This is a genomic window from Saccharothrix syringae, from assembly GCF_009498035.1.
Taxonomy (GTDB): Bacteria; Actinomycetota; Actinomycetes; order Mycobacteriales; family Pseudonocardiaceae; genus Actinosynnema; species Actinosynnema syringae.
The window spans coordinates 9,614,493-9,630,538 of sequence record NZ_CP034550.1; the positions used below are offsets into that span (position 1 = coordinate 9,614,493).

Sequence of the window (16,046 nt, forward strand, 5' to 3'; positions counted from 1 at the left end):
CCCTCGCCAACCCGGACGGGTAGGACGAGGGTCGCGCGTCGACGCAAGCTCGAGCTGCCTAGGCGTCGACGCGCCTGGGAAGTACGAGAACGAGGTTGCGCTGCATGCCGGTGACGTTAACCGTCAAGGGCGGGAAGCGTCAACTGTGCGGGACGGCACTCCCGGATCGTGGAAGCCGGTCGGGCGCGCGACCACCTCCGGACGGGGTGGCCGCGGGCCGCCGGACGGGGTCGCGACCGGCCCCCGGACGGCGGGTGCGACCATTCGGGACGTGCCGAGAGCCGTGTTCCGCATCCCCACTCCAGCCCTGCTCGCCGCCGGCCTGACCGCCATCTGCGTGACGCCCGTGGCGTGGGCCGCGCCCGGCCTGCAGGCCCTCTACCTGCTCCCCCTGGGGTTCGCGGTGTGGGTGGTGCGCAACCGGACCACGGTGGACGGTGAGCGGCTGGTGGCGCGGAGCACGTTCGGCACGCGCGCGGTGCCGTGGGCCGAGGTGAAGGCGATCAAGGTTGACCCGAAGGGGTGGTTGTCGGCGGTGCTCGGGGACGACTCCCTCGTCCGGCTGCCCGCCGTCCGGGCCGGTCACCTGCCGACGTTGGCGGCGGTCAGCGGCGGTCGGGTGCCCGACCCGAGCGCGCCCGCCGAGGAGGGCGCGGCCGACGCGCCTGACCCGGACGCAACGCCGCCGCCCGTAGAGTCCGGGGAGTGAGTTCGAACACCACCCGGGCACCGGGCTGGGTGCCGTTGACCAGCCTCGTGCTGTCCCTGGCCGGCCTGGCCGTCTCGACCTACCTCACCGTCACCCACTTCCGGCGCGGCGCGCTGCTGTGCGCCGAGGGCGAGGTGATCGACTGCGGCACCGTCACCACCAGCGAGCAGTCCGAGCTGCTGGGCATCCCGGTCGCGGTGCTGGGGCTGGCGTTCTTCGCGTTCCTCGTGGTGGCGACCCTGCCGTTCGCGTGGCGGGTCGAGGCGCTGCACTGGGCGCGGCTGGCCGCGGCCGGCGTGGGCGTGCTGTTCGTGGTCTACCTCGTCGCGGCCGAGTTCCTGCTGATCGGGAAGGTGTGCCTGTGGTGCACCGCCGTGCACGTCATCACACTGGCCCTCGCGGGCGTGCTGGTCACCGGCGCCCTGCGGCGGAGTAGCCTCTAAGGCACCGCTGCCACCTCTCGCGCGCCCACCCCCGCGCGCCGCTCGCGAACAGCCTTCTTCACGCAGACTTCCCTGGAGGAGCCGTGCCACCGCTCCGTTCCCGCACCACGACCCACGGCCGCAACGCCGCGGGTGCCCGCGCGCTGTGGCGCGCGACCGGCATGACCGACTCGGACTTCGGCAAGCCCATCGTGGCCATCGCCAACTCCTACACCCAGTTCGTGCCGGGTCACGTGCACCTGCGCGACCTCGGGGACATCGTGGCCGAGGCGGTGCGCGAGGCGGGCGGCGTGCCGCGCGAGTTCCACACCATCGCGGTCGACGACGGCATCGCCATGGGGCACGGCGGCATGCTCTACTCGCTGCCCTCTCGCGAGATCATCGCCGACTCGGTCGAGTACATGGTCAACGCGCACCAGGCCGACGCGATCGTGTGCATCTCCAACTGCGACAAGATCACCCCGGGCATGCTCAACGCCGCGATGCGGCTCAACATCCCGGTCGTGTTCGTCTCCGGCGGGCCGATGGAGGCGGGCAAGGCGGTCGTGGTGGACGGCGTGGCCGTCGCGCCGACCGACCTGATCACCGCGATCGCCGCGTCGGCCTCGCCGGACGTGGACGAGGCCGGCCTGGCCGAGGTGGAGCGGTCGGCGTGCCCGACCTGCGGTTCGTGCTCGGGCATGTTCACCGCGAACTCGATGAACTGCCTCACCGAGGCGCTGGGCCTGGCGCTGCCGGGCAACGGCTCGACGCTGGCCACGCACGCCGCCCGCCGGGAGCTGTTCGCCGAGGCCGGCCGCACCGTGGTGGAGCTGTGCCGGCGCTACTACGAGCAGGACGACGAGTCGGTGCTGCCGCGCTCGATCGCCAACCGCGCGGCGTTCGAGAACGCCATGGCGCTGGACATGGCGATGGGCGGCTCCACCAACACCGTGCTGCACATCCTCGCCGCCGCGCAGGAGGGCGAGGTCGACTTCACCCTGGCCGACATCGACGCGCTGAGCCGGCGGGTGCCGTGCCTGTCGAAGGTGTCGCCGAACTCGGACTACCACATGGAGGACGTCCACCGGGCCGGCGGCATCCCGGCCCTGCTGGGCGAGCTGTGGCGGGGCGGCCTGCTCAACGAGGACGTGCGCACCGTGCACAGCCCGGACCTGGCGTCGTGGCTGTCGAAGTGGGACGTCCGCGCCGCCGACCCGGCGCCCGAGGCGGTCGAGCTGTTCCACGCCGCGCCCGGCGGCGTGCGCACCACGAAGGCGTTCTCCACGGAGAACCGCTGGTCCAGGCTGGACACGGACGCGGCGTCCGGGTGCATCCGGGACGTCGAGCACGCCTACACCCGGGACGGCGGCCTGGCCGTGCTGCGCGGCAACCTGGCCGAGCGCGGCGCGATCATCAAGGCCGCGGGCGTCGACGAGGACCTGTGGCGGTTCGAGGGCCCGGCCCGCGTGGTCGAGTCCCAGGAGGAGGCCGTCTCGGTCATCCTCACGAAGCAGATCCAGCCGGGTGACGTGCTCGTGGTCCGCTACGAGGGCCCCGCGGGCGGGCCTGGCATGCAGGAGATGCTGCACCCGACCGCGTTCCTCAAGGGCGCCGGCCTGGGCAAGAAGTGCGCCCTGATCACCGACGGCCGGTTCTCCGGCGGCACGTCCGGCCTGTCCATCGGGCACGTCTCGCCGGAGGCGGCGGGCGGCGGCGTGATCGGCCTGGTCGAGGACGGCGACCGCATCCTGATCGACGTGCACGAGCGGCGGCTGGAGCTGCTGGTCGACGACGCCGTGCTGGCCGAGCGGCGGGCCAAGATGGACGCCTCGGAGCGGCCGTGGCAGCCGGTCGACCGGGTGCGGCCGGTGACCGCGGCGCTGCGCGCGTACGCCCGGATGGCCACCGACGCCTCCATGGGCGCGGTGCGCGACGTGAACAAGTAGGGGCTCGCTCGACGAGGGGGGCCGGCCGGTGTCCGCACCGGCCGGCTTTCTTCTTCTGCCGACCGCTTCAGCCGGCCTCTTCAGCCGACCGCCAGGGCCGCACCCACGGCCGCGGCGAACACCAGCCAGCTCGCGGCGGCGCCGGTCAGCGGGTCGCGGTCGCGCCGGGCGAGCAGGCCGCCCACGACCAGGGCGGCCAGCAGGCCCAGGGGCGGCAGCAGCGACTGGGCGGTCGGCCGGAACGGGAACGCGACCAGGTAGACGACCGGGATGCCGACCACGAGCAGCGCGAGCTGCGCCGCCGCCGCGACCACGCGCCGGTTCACGCCGCCCGCCCCGGTGCCCACCCGGGTCAGCGGAACACGTAGAGCGTCGCCGTGGTGGCGCCCGCCGCCAGCAGCAGGCACAGGAAGCCCGCCATCAGCGGGTGGCGGAACCAGCTCCGGTTGTAGTCCAGCGACGCCCGGCCCGGTCCGGCGAACAGCAGCCCGAGCGCCATCGCCCCGTACGCCACCTCCAGCTCCACGCCCTCGGGCGCGAAGAACCCGCCCCGGTACTTGAGCGCGACGACGTTCGCCATCACGCCCAGCACCCCGGCCGCCGCCAGCGGCGTGAACAGGCCCAGGACCAGCAGGCCGCCACCGGCCAGCTCGGTGACCCCGGTGACCCACGCCAGGATGCGCGCCTCCCGGAACCCGGCCGCCTGGAGGTACCGCTCGAACCCGTCGATGCCAGGCCCGCCGAGCAGGCCGAACACCTTCTGGAGGCCGTGCACGACGAACGCGCCGCCCAGCGCCAGGCGCAGCGCGAACAGCCCGAGGTCGGCGCTGCCGGTCCACCCGAACGGCCTGCGCTCGTCCTCGTCGTCGTAGCGCGCGGGCTCCCCGACCTCCGCGACCGGCGTGAACCCGGTCGTGTCGAAGGTCTGGGAGTCCCGGTCGAAGGCGCTCCGCCCGTACGACCGGGTGGTGCCGTCGTCGAAGTGGTGCGCTCCCCCGGCCGGGTAGGACCCTTCGTCGGAGTAGCCGCCCGAAGCACCGGAGCGGTCGTCGTGAGTAGCCACGCACCCGCACGTTAGGAGGTTCGGCCGACCACCGCGAGCGTCCGTTCCGCAGCGCGGTTGCACCCGAACGGCCTAGTAATCTCCCCTGACCAGGTTGACCGGCTGCTCACCGCGGGCGAACCGCGCCACCTCGGCGGCCACGACCGCGTAGGCGCGCTCGGTGTTCCCCGTACAGGTGCCCGCCACGTGGGGGGTCAGGAACAGCCCCGGCACCGACCACAGCGGGTGGTCCGCGGGCAGCGGCTCGGGGTCGGTGACGTCCAGCGCCGCCCGCAGCCGGCCCGACCGCAGCTCCGCGACCAGCGCGTCGGTGTCCACCACGGGCCCGCGCGCGGCGTTGACCAGGATCGCGCCGTCGGGCATCCGGGCCAGGAACTTCGCGTCCACCATCCGGGTGGTCTCGGCGGTCAGCGGCACCACCACCAGCACCGCGTCGAACCCGCCGAGCAGGTCGGGCAGCTCGTCCACGCCGTGCACGCCCGGCCGCGCGGTGCGGCCCACCATGGTCGCGGTGGCGCCGAACGGCTCCAGCCGCCGCCGGAACTGCTCGCCCAGGTCGCCCGCGCCGACCACGAGCACCCGCTTGTCCTGGAGCGTGTCGGTCTTGTGGTAGTCCCAGCGGCGCTCCTGCCTGGCCCGCTCGAACACCGGGAAGTCCCGGTAGATCGCCAGCAGCGCCCCGATCGCCCACTCCGCCGTGCTGCCGCCGTGCGCGCCGCGGCACGTCGACAGCAGCACCCCGTCGGGCACCACGCCGACGAACCGCTCCGCGCCCGCCGACATCAGCTGCACCAGCTTCAGCGCGGGCAGCTGGGCGAACACCTCGGTCGGGTCGGTGCTGTGCAGGAACTTCGGCACCAGGACCTCGGCGTGCGCGGCCTCGGCGGGCAGCGGCGCGCCCGGCTCGTAGCGGACGGGGCGGACACCCGCCACCCCGGACAGCACGCGCACCCCCAGGTCGTCGGGGACCAGCACGGTAAGCGTCACGGGGCGGCACGTTACGGCACACTTGCCGCCATGCGGGAGCACGACGTCTTCTCCGCCGACGGCACGCGGATCAGGTTGTGGCGCACCGACACCGCGGGCCCCGACGTGCTGCTGTGCCACGGCCTCGGCGCCGCTCCCGGCGAGTGGCCGGCGTGCCCGTCGGCCCGCGTGCACGGCTGGTACCACCGCGGCACGGCCGCCTCGGCGCGCCCCGACGACGAGTCCCGGGTGACCCCGGCCGACCACGTCGCCGACGCGCTGGCCGTGCTCGACGACGGCGGGGTCGAGCGGTGCGTGGTGGTGGGGTGGTCGCTGGGCGTGACGGTCGCCGCCGAGCTGGCGCTGCGCCACCCCGAGCGGGTCGACGGGCTGATGCTGGTCGCGGGCGTGCCCGGCGACGCGTTCACCGGCTCGGCCGGCCCCGCCTTCGTGCCGCCCGCGCTGCGGCGCCTGCTGGGCGTGTCGGGGACGACCGCGCTGCGGCTGGCCGGGCCGCTGCTGGACGGCGTGCTGCACCGGGTGCCGGTGCCGAACCTGCCCAACCCGGCCGTGGCCGCGCTGCGGCACTTCCTGCGGCACGACTGGCGCTGGTACTTCACCCTGGCGCTGGCCCTGGCCCGCGCGCCCCGGCTGGACCTGAGCGGCGTGACGTGCCCCACCACCGTGCTGGCCGGGCGGTACGACCCGCTGGCGCGCCCGGACGGCGTGCTCGGCCCGGTCTCCGCGCTGCCGCAGGCCAGGGTGCGGCTGCTGCCGAACACGCACTTCCTGCCGCTGGAGGACCCCGGCGTGGTGGTCGAGGAGCTGGAGCTGCTGCTCGACCGGGCGGCCGCGGTGCACCGGGCGGTGCACGGCGTGGAGGTGCCGCTCACCCCGCGTTCACGACCGCGCGCCTAACCTGGGTGCCGTGTCTCGACTGCGTGGAGTGCTGATCGGGTCGGCCCTGGGCCTGCTGGCCGCCGGCTGCGCGAGCTTCCCCGACCAGCCCGCGCCGGCCGAGTGGAGCGCGGCCCAGCAGCTGACGCCGCAGGCGGGCCCGCGGCCCGAGCTGCCCGGCGAACTGCCCCGCAGCCCGCAGGGCCAGCAGCCCGGGCAGTCGCAGACGCCGGTGCCGCCGCCGGAGGGGTGCAAGGACTTCAACCCGGCCGTGGTCGCGACGTGCCTCGAACCGGTGTCCGGGGTGGCGCTGGTGGACGTGAACCAGTCCACCGGCGTGGTGACCGCGCTGGCCACCGAGCGGACCACCGGCAGGCTGCTGCGGGTGACCAAGGACGTCGACCCGGTCGTGGTGGCCGGGTTCGAGGTCGACGCGACCTCGGACGGCGGGCTGACCGGGTTGACGCTGTCGCCCACCTACGCCGAGGACCAGTTGGTCTACGCCTACGTGACCACGGCGACGGACAACCGGGTGATGCGCGTCGCGCCCGGCGACGTGCCGAAACCGGTGCTGACGGGCATCCCGAAGGGGCCGTCGGGCAACCGGGGCGTGCTCGCCTACGACGCCACCGGCGCGCTGCTGGTGGCCACCGGCGACGCGGGGAACCCGGCGCTGGCCGCCGACCCGAACTCGCTGGCCGGGAAGGTGCTGCGGATCGACGGGACCGGCCAGCCGGCGCGCGGCAACCCGACGGCGGGGTCGCGGGTGCTGGCGAGCGGGCTGCGGTCGCCGGGCGGGCTGTGCGTGTCGGGCGACGGGTCGAAGACCTGGGTGACCGACGCCGGCGCGTCGGCCGACGTGCTGTACCGGGTCGAGGCGGGCAAGCCGCTGGGCGCGCCGGCCTGGTCGTGGCCCGAGCGGCCCGGGATCGCCGGGTGCGCGTCGATGACCGACGTGGTGTGGCTGGCGACCTCGGGGACGCCGGGGACGCTGACGCTGCCGATGGGGCCGGACGGGGCGTTCACCGGCAAGCCCGAGGTGTCGATGGAGGGCGAGGACGGGTTCGGGCGGCTGGGGCCGATGGTGGCGCTGGACGACCAGACGGTGCTGGCCGGGACGGTGAACAAGGCGCCCGGCGGGACGCCGGTGTCGAGCGACGACCGCGTGGTGATCATCGTCCGACCCCCGAACGGCGGCAACGGCGGCCGGGACTGAGGCGCGGCCCGAGCCGCGGCGGGATCGGGTTCGGGGTCCCCGACCTCGCGGCGGCGGTAGCGGGTTCCCCCGGTCGAGCGGGCCCGGGTCAGCCCGAGCCCAGGCACACGAACGGGCGGCGCAGCGGGTCCGCGGCGACCGCGTCCGCCAGCGCCACCGCGGGCGACGCGCCACCGGCGAGGTTGCGGTGGAAGTCCGCCATCGCGGCCGCCGACGGCTGGTCGCCGACCTTGCTGGACGCGGCGATCACCGTGCGGGCGCCGCTGGCCAGCAGCGCACCGGCGAACCCCAGCGGCTCGTCGCCGGGCCGCACCCGGTTGAGCGCCAGCTCGCACGCGGCGAGCACCACCTGGTGCGGCAGCCGGCGCACCCGGCCGACCTCGTGCGCGAACAGGGCCCCGTCCACCAGCTCCAGCCGCGAGAACAGGGCGTTCTCCGGCTCGTGCTCGCCGTGCGCGGCGATGTGCGCGAGCCGGGTGCCGTCCAGGGCCTCCAGCACCGCGCCCACCCGCGCCTCGGTGACGCCGAGCAGCTTGGCGTCGGCGTGGTAGTCGGCCAGCCGCTCGATCTCGCCCTGCGCGGCCAGCAGCCCGGGGCCGCGCACCAGCACCACCCCGTTGGCCGGGTCCCGGTCCTCGCGGGTGGCCGACACCCAGGCGGTGGCCGACGGCGCGGCCGCGGTGGGGCGGTTCGCGCAGGTGGGCAGCACGCCCCACGGCACCACGTGCAGCGCGCCGGTGGGGACGACGACCAGTTCGCGGTCGCCGACCATGGGTGCCAGCGGGCGCAGCAGCACCCGGTCGAGCTTGTCGGCCTGGCGCCGCGCGGAGGTCGAGATCACCTCGGCCAGCGGCGGCGGGAGGTGGTCGGGGGCGAGGGCGTTGAGGTCGGCGTGCAGGCGGCGCGCGCCCTCGGTGGCCTCGGCGGCCGACCCGAGGCGCACCATCCGAACCCGGCCGTCGACCAGCACCACGGCGATCAGCTCGTCGTCGGCGACGGCGTAGCTGACCATCGCCCGGTCGCCCAGCCGGGCCAGCACCTCGTCGGCGTCGACGACCGGTCGGGGCGTGCCCCACGGGCCCGCGCCCCAGCCGAGCTGGTTGGCGGCCCGCCGACTGGCCCGGAGCAGCACCTCCAGCCGGGCCGTGGGCAGGCCGTCCAGCCGGGCGCGCAGCAGGGCCCGGCTCAGCCGCCGCACCTCGGTGATCCGCTCGGCCAGCTCGGCGTCCACACCGGACTCGACCGGGTCGTACCGGTAGAGCTGGGCGCGGGTGCGCTCCAGCCAGGTGAACAGGCGCTTGGCGTCGGTCGCCGAGTCGCCGCCGCGCAGCACCAGCCGCACGGCCAGTTCGCCCAGCTCACGGCCGTGCACGGCGGTGCCGGACACCAGTTCGAGGTCGCCCAGCCGGTCGCGCATCCGGCCCAGTTCGGCCAGCCCGGCCCTGGCCTGCGCCAGGGCGACGCGCCGGTTGCCGCGGGCCAGCGCCAGCTCCGCCCGGCACAGCCGCAGCAGCATCCGGTGGTCGATCGGGGTGGTGCGGCGGGGTTCGGGCACGCCGCGCAGCAGCTCGGCGGCGCGGTCGGCGGCACCGCGGCGGATCTCCAGGCGGGCGGCCAGGACCAGCGCGAACGCGGCCTGGTCGGCCAGCTTGAGCGCGGCCAGCTCCCCGGACAGGGCCACCGCCCGCGCCACCACCGCCGCGGTCGGCCGCCGGGGCGCGCCCAGCGCCCGGGACACGTCCACGCGCAGCGCGATCAGGCCCGCCACCGCGGCCCACGCGGGGCTGCCGCGCCGGGCGAGCTTGCGCTGGGCGGCGCCCGCCGTGCGCTTGGCCAGCACCAGGTCGCCGTCCTGGAGGGCGGCGGCGGCGCGGAGCAGCTCGGCCTCGGCGACGTCCTGCCCGATGCGCTCGCGGCGCAGCTCCGGCAGCACCTCGTCGAGCAGCCGGCCCGCCTCGTCGGCCAGGCCCACGCTGATCATCGCCTCGGCCTGGTCGATGCGCAGGCGCAGCAGCAGGCCGGGTTCGAGCTCCTGGAAGGCGCGGTTGGCCTCGTGGTAGTGGCGCAGGGCGGCCGGCACGTCGCCCGCGCGCTGCACGGCGTTGCCCAGCGCGTGCTTGGCGATGGCCGCGCGCAGCGGCAGGTCGTGGGCGTCGGCGAGGGCGGCCGCCCGGTCGAGGTCGCGGATGGCCCGGTCGCCGCGGTACACCTCGCCGTGCGCGTTGCCCCGGTTGGACAGGGCGAGCACGAGCAGGTCGACGACCTCGGGGTCGGTGCCGCGGGCGACCACGCCCTCCAGCCGGGCGACGACGTCGTCGAGCCGCGCGATGCCCTCCTCCATGCGGCCGACCCGGCACAGCAGGGTGGCGCGGTTGAGGTTGACCCTGGTCCACAGCACGGTCCGCAGGGTCCCGTCGCGCAGGGCGGTCAGCTCGGCGTCCACGCCCGCGAGCAGGGTGAGGCCGTCGTCGACGTTGCCGGTCTCGGCCAGGCAGAACGCGAGCGTGGCCAGCAGGCGGGTGCGGACCTCCAGGCGCTGCTCGGGGTTGATGCCCGGGACGTCGAGGAGGGTGAGGCCGCGGCGCATCTGCCGGATGGCCGAGGGGTAGCGGTTGGCGGTCGCGGCGTCCAGCGCGCTGCGGTGCAGCTCCCGGGCGAGCGCGACGGCCTGTTCGGGGTCCGCGCCGTGCCGCGCCGCGGGACCGGTCCCGCGTCTCCCCGGTCCGGACGAATGCGCAGGCACGCTCATATCAGATCACACACAGCAAGCGGGTGCCGCCGGTCGGGGACCGACGGCACCCGCCTGGGCTGCGGGCTAGTTCGTGGTGGTGGCCGCGGCCGGCTCGTCGGCCGGCTTGTACGGGCCGCCGTTGGTCGTCGGGTCGTCGCCGCCCGCGGGCTTGTACGGGCCGCCCATCGGCTTGACCAGGGGGTCGTCGCCCGGCTCGACGACGACGGGCGGGGTGATCCCGCCCGCGTCGAGCACCACCCCGGTCACGGGCCCGTCGACGACGTCGGTGGGCCCGGCGACGACGTCCGGGGTCCCGGCGTCGACGATCTGGTTCTCGATGTCCTCGATGAGCGCGTCCTCGACCTGGTCGATCTCGGCGACGAGCTTCGGGTCGGTTCCGGGCATGCGTTGTCCCTCCCCTGCAACGGACCCCTGCGGGTCTGTCCTCTGCTGGTGATCACTTCGGCGGCCCCCCGACCGACCGAATGGACTCAAGCCTGACACAGATGGACGCAGCCTTGCGGGGAAATTTCACTATGAGCTACTTCAGAGGTGATCTTGCGCACGCCTGACCAGCACTGGTAGCAATCCAACGGAGGTGTTACCACCCGATCGGAGCAATACGTTAACAGAATGCGATCATGCTGGATCCGCAATAAGGGTGCTCCGCGCGGGCCGGCCGAGCTGGAATCCGGTCGCGACACTCGCGTCGCGACAGTCCCGGGTGTCCGTCCGCCCGGAACGGTCGCCACGCCGCACAACGTGACAGGTGCTCGAAAAAGGGGCGGGACCGCGCGGGTCCCGCCCCCTTCACGCGCTCGTGCTCAGGAGCAGCGCGCGATCACCAGCTCGCGCACGCGCTTGGCGTCCGCCTGGCCCTTGGTCGCCTTCATCACCGCGCCCACGATCGCGCCCGCCGCCGCGACCTTGCCGTCGCGGATCTTCGCGGCCACGTCCGGCTGGGCGGCCAGCGCCTCGTCCACGGCGCGCTCCAGCGCCGAGTCGTCGGAGACGACCTTCAGGCCGCGCGCCTCGACCACGGCCTCCGGCTCGCCCTCGCCGTCGAGCACGCCGTTGACCACCTCGCGGGCCATCTTGTTGGTCAGCTCACCGGAGTTCACCAGCGCCACCACCCGCGCGACCTGCGCCGGGGTGATCGCCAGCCCGGCCAGCTCCACGCCGCGGTTGTTGGCCTGCTGCGGCAGGTAGGACACCCACCACGACCGGGCCTCGGCCGGGGTCGTGCCCGCCTCGACCGTGGCCGCCACCAGGTCCAGCGCGCCGGTGTTGACCAGGTCGCGCAGCTCGGCGTCGGTCAGCTCCCACTCCTGCTGCACGCGCCGGCGCCGCTCCCAGGGCAGCTCCGGCAGCGTCCCGCGCAGCTCCTCCACCCACTCGCGCGACGGCGCGACGGGCACCAGGTCCGGCTCGGGGAAGTACCGGTAGTCCTCGGCGGTCTCCTTGGTGCGACCGGAGGAGGTGCTGCCGGTGGACTCGTCGAAGTGGCGGGTCTCCTGCACGATCCGGCCGCCGCCCGCGAGCACGGCCGCCTGGCGGGTCATCTCGAACCGCACGGCCCGCTCGACGCTGCGCAGCGAGTTGACGTTCTTGGTCTCGGTGCGGGTGCCGAACTCGGTCGCGCCCCTGGCCATCAGCGACACGTTCGCGTCGCAGCGCAGCGAGCCCTGGTCCATCCGGACGTCGGACACGTCCAGCGCCTTGAGCAGGTCGCGCAGCGCGGTCACGTACGCCCGCGCCACCTCGGGCGCGCGGGCGCCGGTGCCGGTGATCGGCTTGGTGACGATCTCGATCAGCGGCACGCCCGCCCGGTTGTAGTCCAGCAGCGAGTGCTCGGCGCCGTGGATGCGCCCGGTCGCGCCGCCGACGTGCAGCGACTTGCCGGTGTCCTCCTCCATGTGGGCGCGCTCGATCTCCACCCGCACGACCTCGCCGTCGTCCAGCGCCACGTCGAGCCAGCCGTTGAAGGCGATCGGCTCGTCGTACTGCGAGGTCTGGAAGTTCTTCGGCATGTCCGGGTAGAAGTAGTTCTTCCGGGCGAACCGGCACCACTGGGCGATCTCGCAGTTCAGCGCCAGGCCGATGCGGATCGCCGACTCCACCGCCTTGCCGTTGACCACCGGCAGCGAACCCGGCAGGCCCAGGCACGTGGGGCACACGTGGGTGTTCGGCTCGCCGCCGAACAGGTTGGCGCACCCGCAGAACATCTTGGTGTTGGTGTGCAGCTCGACGTGCACCTCCAACCCCAGCACCGGGTCGAAGCGCTCGACGACCTCGGCGTAGTCCATCAGCTCGTCGACCGACGTCATGCCTTCCCGTCCTTCCGCAGGCCCCGCACGGCCAGCGCCGCGCCGGTGATGGCCACCAGGATGCTCGCCGCCGCGTTGACCAGGGCCAGCTTGTCGTTCTTGCCGCGGGCCGACTTCAGCGTGGAGAACGCGCTGGTCGCGGCACCCGCGGCACCGACCAGGGCGAGGAGCGTGCGCGCCTTCTTCACCGGGCACCCGCCAACTGCGGCACGCCCTGGATCAGCGGCGAGCCCGCCGCCGCGTCCCGCGCCACCTCGTAGGCCGCGGCCACCCGGTACATGCGGTGGTCCTGCAGCGCGGGCGCCATGATCTGCAGGCCCACCGGCAGGCCGTCCTCGTCGGACAGTCCGCTGGGGACGCTCATGGCGGCGTTGCCGGCCAGGTTGGCGGGGATCGTGCACAGGTCGGCCTTGTACATGGCCATGGGGTCGCCGGTGCGCTCGCCGATGCGGAACGCGGTGGTCGGCGTGGTCGGCGAGACCAGCACGTCCACCGTGGCGAACGCCTTGTCGAACTCGCGCGAGATCAGCGTCCGCACCTTCTGCGCCGACCCGTAGTAGGCGTCGTAGTAGCCCGACGACAGGGCGTAGGTGCCGATCATGATGCGCCGCTTGACCTCGGGCCCGAAGCCGGCCTCGCGGGTCAGCGACATGACCTCCTCGGCGCTGCGGGTGGCGTCGTCGCCCACGCGCAGGCCGTAGCGCATCGCGTCGAAGCGGGCCAGGTTCGACGACGCCTCGCTCGGCGCGATCAGGTAGTACGCGGGCAGCGCGTAGTCGAAGCTCGGGCACGACACCTCGACGACCTCGGCGCCCAGCTGCTTGAGCTGCGCCACGGCCGCCTCGAAGCTGTGCAGCACGCCCGGCTGGTAGCCCTCGCCGCTGAACTGCGAGACCACGCCCACGCGCACGCCGGACAGGTCGCCGTTGGCGCCCTGGCGGGCGGCCGCCACGACCGGCGGCACCGGCGCGTCGATCGAGGTCGAGTCCAGCGGGTCGTGGCCCGCGACGACCTCGTGCAGCAGGGCCGCGTCCAGCACGGTCCGGGCGCACGGGCCGGCCTGGTCCAGCGAGGAGGAGAACGCCACCAGGCCGTAGCGGGACACGCCGCCGTAGGTGGGCTTCACGCCGACCGTGCCGGTGACCGAGCCGGGCTGGCGGATCGAGCCGCCGGTGTCCGTGCCGATGGCCAGCGGTGCCTCGAACGCGGCCAGCGCGGCCGCCGAGCCGCCGCCGGAGCCGCCGGGGATGCGGTCGGTGTCCCACGGGTTGCGGGTCGGGCCGTAGGCCGAGTTCTCCGTCGACGAGCCCATCGCGAACTCGTCCATGTTCGTCTTGCCGAGGATCACGACGCCGGCCTCCTTGAGGCGGCGCGTGACCGTGGCGTCGTAGGGCGGCACCCACCCCTCGAGGATCTTCGAGCCGCACGTGGTCGGCACGCCCTCGGTGGTGAACACGTCCTTGAGGGCCAGCGGGACGCCCGCCAGCGGGCCGACCTCGCGGCCGGCGGCGACGTCGTCGTCCACCCTGCGGGCGGCGGCCAGCGCGCCCTCGGCGTCGACGTGCAGGAACGCGTGCACCGCGCCGTCGACCTCGCCGATCCGGTCGAGGTGGGCCTGCGCGACCTCCACCGCGGAGACCTCGCGGGCCGCGATCTTGGCCGCCAGCTCGGCGGCGGTGCTGCGGATCAAGTCGCTCATGCTTCCTCACCCAGGATGCGGGGGACGCGGAAGCGACCGTCCTCGGCGGCGGGGGCGCCCGCGAGCGCCTGCTGCTGACCGAGGCTGGGACGCACCACGTCCTCGCGGAACACGTTGGTCAGCGGAACGGCGTGCGAAGTGGGCGGGATGTCCGCGGTGGCGATGTCGCCCACCGTGGCCACCGACTGCAGGATCACGTCCAGCTGGCCGGCGAACAGGTCCAGCTCGTCGTCGGTGACGGCGAGCCTCGCCAGGCGGGCCAGGTGCGCGACCTCGTCGCGGGAGATGCTGGGCACCTCGTCAACCCCCGGGGGTCTGGTTTTCTCGGATTCTGGACCTGACGAGTCTATTGGCTGGTCAGGGTGGCCTCGTACCGGGTTACCCGCGCTCGCGCGCGTGGGTGCGCGATTTTACCGGTGCGCAACGCCACTGGTGGGTCGGAAAGCGAAGCTGCGTCTGCGAGAATCAGCGGCCGGCGAGTCCATCCAGCTTGGAGGCGTGCACCGTGTCCTTCCTGATCCGGGTCCAGCTCCCGGACCACCCCGGCACCCTGGGTGCCGTCGCCTCCGCGCTCGGCGAGATCGGGGCCGACATACTCAGCGTGGACGTGGTGGAGCGCGGCGCGGGCGTGGCCGTCGACGACCTGGTGGTGGAGCTGCCGTCCGGCCGGCTGCCGGACGTGCTGATCACGGCGGCGGAGTCCATCGAGGGCGTCGAGGTGGACGCGGTGCGGCCGTACGCGGGGGTGCTCGACACCCACCGCGAGCTGGAGCTGGTCGAGGAGGTCGCGGAGGAGCCCGCGCACGGGCTGGCGGTGTTCACCGAGGGCGTGCCGAAGATCATCCGGGCCGGGTGGGCCGTGGTGGTGTCGTGGGACGGGGCGCTGGTGCACCGGCTGACCGCGTCGTCGGCGGCGCCGGAGACCAGGCTGCCGTCGCCGCCGTGGCTGCCGCTGGCGCGGGCGACCGTGCTCGACGGCGACGACGAGTGGGTGCCGGAGACCTGGCGCGAGCTGGGGACGGAGCTGGCCGCCACGCCGCTGGGCAAGCCGGACCGGGTGCTGCTGGTGGGGCGGCCCGGCGGGCCGATGTTCCGGGCGGCCGAGGTGGCGCGGTTGGCGCACCTGGCGGGGATCGTGGCCGTGGTGCTGCCGGACTAGGTCCGGCGGGTCGCCGGTCCCGCTCACCGGGGAACGGCCCCGGTGGGTGGGGCAGACCGCGTCAGTCCTTGCGCCCGGTCACCGCGACGGTCACGCCCAGGCCGATCATCGCCACCCCGCCGGTGCCGCCGACCAGGGCCAGCCGGCGCGGTGAGCGGGCGAACCAGTCCCGCGCGGTGGCCGCGACCAGGCCCCAGGTGCTGTCGCACAGCACCGCGATGACGTTGAACACCAGCCCCAGCAGCAGCATCTGCACCACCACGTGCCCCTGCGCCCGGTCGACGAACTGGGGCAGCACGGCGGCGAAGAACACGATGGTCTTGGGGTTGGCCACCCCGACCGCGAACCCCTCCCACAGCGTGCGCAGGCCGCCGCGCGCCGGGTCGGCGCCGTCGAACGCGGCCCGCAGCGAACCGCGCTCGCGCAGCGCCTTGATGCCCAGGTGGACCAGGTAGGCGGCGCCGACCAGCTTCAACGCGGTGAACACGACCGCCGAGCGCTCCACCACCGACCCGACGCCCAGCGCCACGGCCACCACGAGGGCGTAGGCGCCGAGGGTGTTGCCCAGGACGGTGATCAGCGCGGTGCGGCGGCCCTGCGCCAGTGCCCGACCGACCACGAACAGCACGCTGGGGCCGGGGATCACGATCAGCAGCAGCGACATGGCCGCGAACGCGAGCAGTCGGTCGGTGGTCACCATGACGGGCAGGGTAGACCGGGGTGCGCCGGGGGTCGCGGGGTTTTAGCGCCCGGCTCGGGTCACGCGGTCGCGCGGTCGTGCGGTCGTGCGGTCGTGCGGTCGCGCGGTCGTGCGGTCGTGCGGTCGCGCGGTCGTGCGGTCGTGCGGTCGGGTCGGGCCGGGTCACGCAGTTGCGCGGTCGCGCCGGGCCCGGCCACGCGTTCGCGCG

At 74.5% G+C, this 16,046-nt stretch carries 16 protein-coding genes; 6 read left to right on the forward strand and 10 right to left on the reverse strand.

Translation table 11 applies throughout. The annotated features are described in order from the left end of the window. The first annotated feature begins 271 nt into the window (after window positions 1-271). The 3 genes from EKG83_RS40415 to ilvD all read left to right on the forward strand — a co-directional run bounded on the left by EKG83_RS40415 (window position 272) and on the right by ilvD (window position 3,080). A complete protein-coding gene (locus tag EKG83_RS40415; protein ID WP_170191849.1) occupies window positions 272-709 on the forward strand; it encodes a PH domain-containing protein in 438 nt (145 codons plus the stop codon). Then, window positions 706-1,152 carry a vitamin K epoxide reductase family protein gene (locus EKG83_RS40420; RefSeq protein WP_051765968.1) on the forward strand — a complete coding sequence of 149 codons (447 nt, stop codon included), beginning with the start codon at window positions 706-708 and terminating at the stop codon, window positions 1,150-1,152. Before EKG83_RS40415 ends, EKG83_RS40420 begins: the two co-directional genes overlap by 4 nt. Window positions 1,153-1,235: 83 nt before the next feature. After that, entirely contained in the window at window positions 1,236-3,080 is a 1,845-nt protein-coding gene (gene ilvD, locus EKG83_RS40425) for a dihydroxy-acid dehydratase (protein WP_033431532.1), read from the forward strand. Window positions 3,081-3,160: 80 nt separating this feature from the next. Here ilvD and EKG83_RS40430 read toward each other — a convergent pair whose 3' ends face one another. The 3 genes from EKG83_RS40430 to EKG83_RS40440 all read right to left on the reverse strand — a co-directional run bounded on the left by EKG83_RS40430 (window position 3,161) and on the right by EKG83_RS40440 (window position 5,130). Continuing rightward, the gene (locus EKG83_RS40430; RefSeq protein WP_033431533.1) at window positions 3,161-3,427 is read right to left on the reverse strand and encodes a hypothetical protein; all 267 of its coding nucleotides are present in this window, start codon (window positions 3,425-3,427) and stop codon (window positions 3,161-3,163) included. Window positions 3,428-3,432: 5 nt separating this feature from the next. Continuing rightward, a complete protein-coding gene (locus tag EKG83_RS40435) occupies window positions 3,433-4,143 on the reverse strand; it encodes a DoxX family protein (protein ID WP_033431534.1) in 711 nt (236 codons plus the stop codon). A gap of 72 nt (window positions 4,144-4,215) precedes the next feature. Next, window positions 4,216-5,130, reverse strand: a complete 915-nt coding sequence (locus EKG83_RS40440; RefSeq protein ID WP_033431535.1) for a 2-hydroxyacid dehydrogenase — start codon at window positions 5,128-5,130, stop codon at window positions 4,216-4,218. A gap of 30 nt (window positions 5,131-5,160) precedes the next feature. Between EKG83_RS40440 and EKG83_RS40445 the strand changes: the two genes are divergently transcribed. Together EKG83_RS40445 and EKG83_RS40450 are read left to right on the forward strand one after the other, a co-directional pair. Next, window positions 5,161-6,027 (forward strand): alpha/beta fold hydrolase, encoded by an 867-nt coding sequence (locus EKG83_RS40445; RefSeq protein ID WP_033431536.1) that lies wholly within the window; start codon window positions 5,161-5,163, stop codon window positions 6,025-6,027. A gap of 10 nt (window positions 6,028-6,037) precedes the next feature. Next, window positions 6,038-7,222: a PQQ-dependent sugar dehydrogenase gene (locus tag EKG83_RS40450; RefSeq protein ID WP_033431537.1), complete on the forward strand. Its 1,185-nt coding sequence runs from the start codon at window positions 6,038-6,040 to the stop codon at window positions 7,220-7,222. Between the two features lie 88 nt (window positions 7,223-7,310). Here EKG83_RS40450 and EKG83_RS40455 read toward each other — a convergent pair whose 3' ends face one another. The 6 genes from EKG83_RS40455 to gatC form a co-directional block, all read right to left on the reverse strand. Continuing rightward, window positions 7,311-9,965: a CHAT domain-containing protein gene (locus EKG83_RS40455; RefSeq protein WP_407690742.1), complete on the reverse strand. Its 2,655-nt coding sequence runs from the start codon at window positions 9,963-9,965 to the stop codon at window positions 7,311-7,313. Between the two features lie 72 nt (window positions 9,966-10,037). Next, entirely contained in the window at window positions 10,038-10,358 is a 321-nt protein-coding gene (locus EKG83_RS40460; protein WP_033431539.1) for a hypothetical protein, read from the reverse strand. A gap of 419 nt (window positions 10,359-10,777) precedes the next feature. Then, window positions 10,778-12,280 carry an Asp-tRNA(Asn)/Glu-tRNA(Gln) amidotransferase subunit GatB gene (gene gatB / locus EKG83_RS40465; protein ID WP_033431540.1) on the reverse strand — a complete coding sequence of 501 codons (1,503 nt, stop codon included), beginning with the start codon at window positions 12,278-12,280 and terminating at the stop codon, window positions 10,778-10,780. Further along, the gene (locus EKG83_RS40470; RefSeq protein WP_033431541.1) at window positions 12,277-12,468 is read right to left on the reverse strand and encodes a hypothetical protein; all 192 of its coding nucleotides are present in this window, start codon (window positions 12,466-12,468) and stop codon (window positions 12,277-12,279) included. The genes gatB and EKG83_RS40470 overlap by 4 nt, the downstream gene beginning before the upstream one ends. Continuing rightward, window positions 12,465-13,979, reverse strand: a complete 1,515-nt coding sequence (gatA, locus tag EKG83_RS40475) for an Asp-tRNA(Asn)/Glu-tRNA(Gln) amidotransferase subunit GatA (RefSeq protein ID WP_033431542.1) — start codon at window positions 13,977-13,979, stop codon at window positions 12,465-12,467. The genes EKG83_RS40470 and gatA overlap by 4 nt, the downstream gene beginning before the upstream one ends. Next, window positions 13,976-14,275, reverse strand: coding sequence for an Asp-tRNA(Asn)/Glu-tRNA(Gln) amidotransferase subunit GatC (gene gatC, locus EKG83_RS40480; protein WP_015104569.1), 300 nt, complete (start codon window positions 14,273-14,275; stop codon window positions 13,976-13,978). Before gatC ends, gatA begins: the two co-directional genes overlap by 4 nt. A gap of 209 nt (window positions 14,276-14,484) precedes the next feature. Between gatC and EKG83_RS40485 the strand changes: the two genes are divergently transcribed. Next, window positions 14,485-15,138, forward strand: coding sequence for an ACT domain-containing protein (locus EKG83_RS40485; protein ID WP_033431634.1), 654 nt, complete (start codon window positions 14,485-14,487; stop codon window positions 15,136-15,138). A 61-nt stretch (window positions 15,139-15,199) separates the two neighbouring features. Here EKG83_RS40485 and EKG83_RS40490 read toward each other — a convergent pair whose 3' ends face one another. Beyond that, on the reverse strand, window positions 15,200-15,838 hold the full coding sequence (locus EKG83_RS40490) for a LysE family translocator (protein WP_033431543.1): 639 nt from the start codon (window positions 15,836-15,838) through the stop codon (window positions 15,200-15,202). Window positions 15,839-16,046 lie beyond the last annotated feature (208 nt).

Coding starts and splice junctions, on each gene's coding strand:
- EKG83_RS40445 (WP_033431536.1), top strand. CDS start 5,161: ATGCGGGAGCACGACGTCTTCTCCGCCGACGGCACGCGGATCAGGTTG.
- EKG83_RS40460 (WP_033431539.1), bottom strand. CDS start 10,358: ATGCCCGGAACCGACCCGAAGCTCGTCGCCGAGATCGACCAGGTCGAG.
- gatB (WP_033431540.1), bottom strand. CDS start 12,280: ATGACGTCGGTCGACGAGCTGATGGACTACGCCGAGGTCGTCGAGCGC.
- gatA (WP_033431542.1), bottom strand. CDS start 13,979: ATGAGCGACTTGATCCGCAGCACCGCCGCCGAGCTGGCGGCCAAGATC.
- EKG83_RS40490 (WP_033431543.1), bottom strand. CDS start 15,838: ATGGTGACCACCGACCGACTGCTCGCGTTCGCGGCCATGTCGCTGCTG.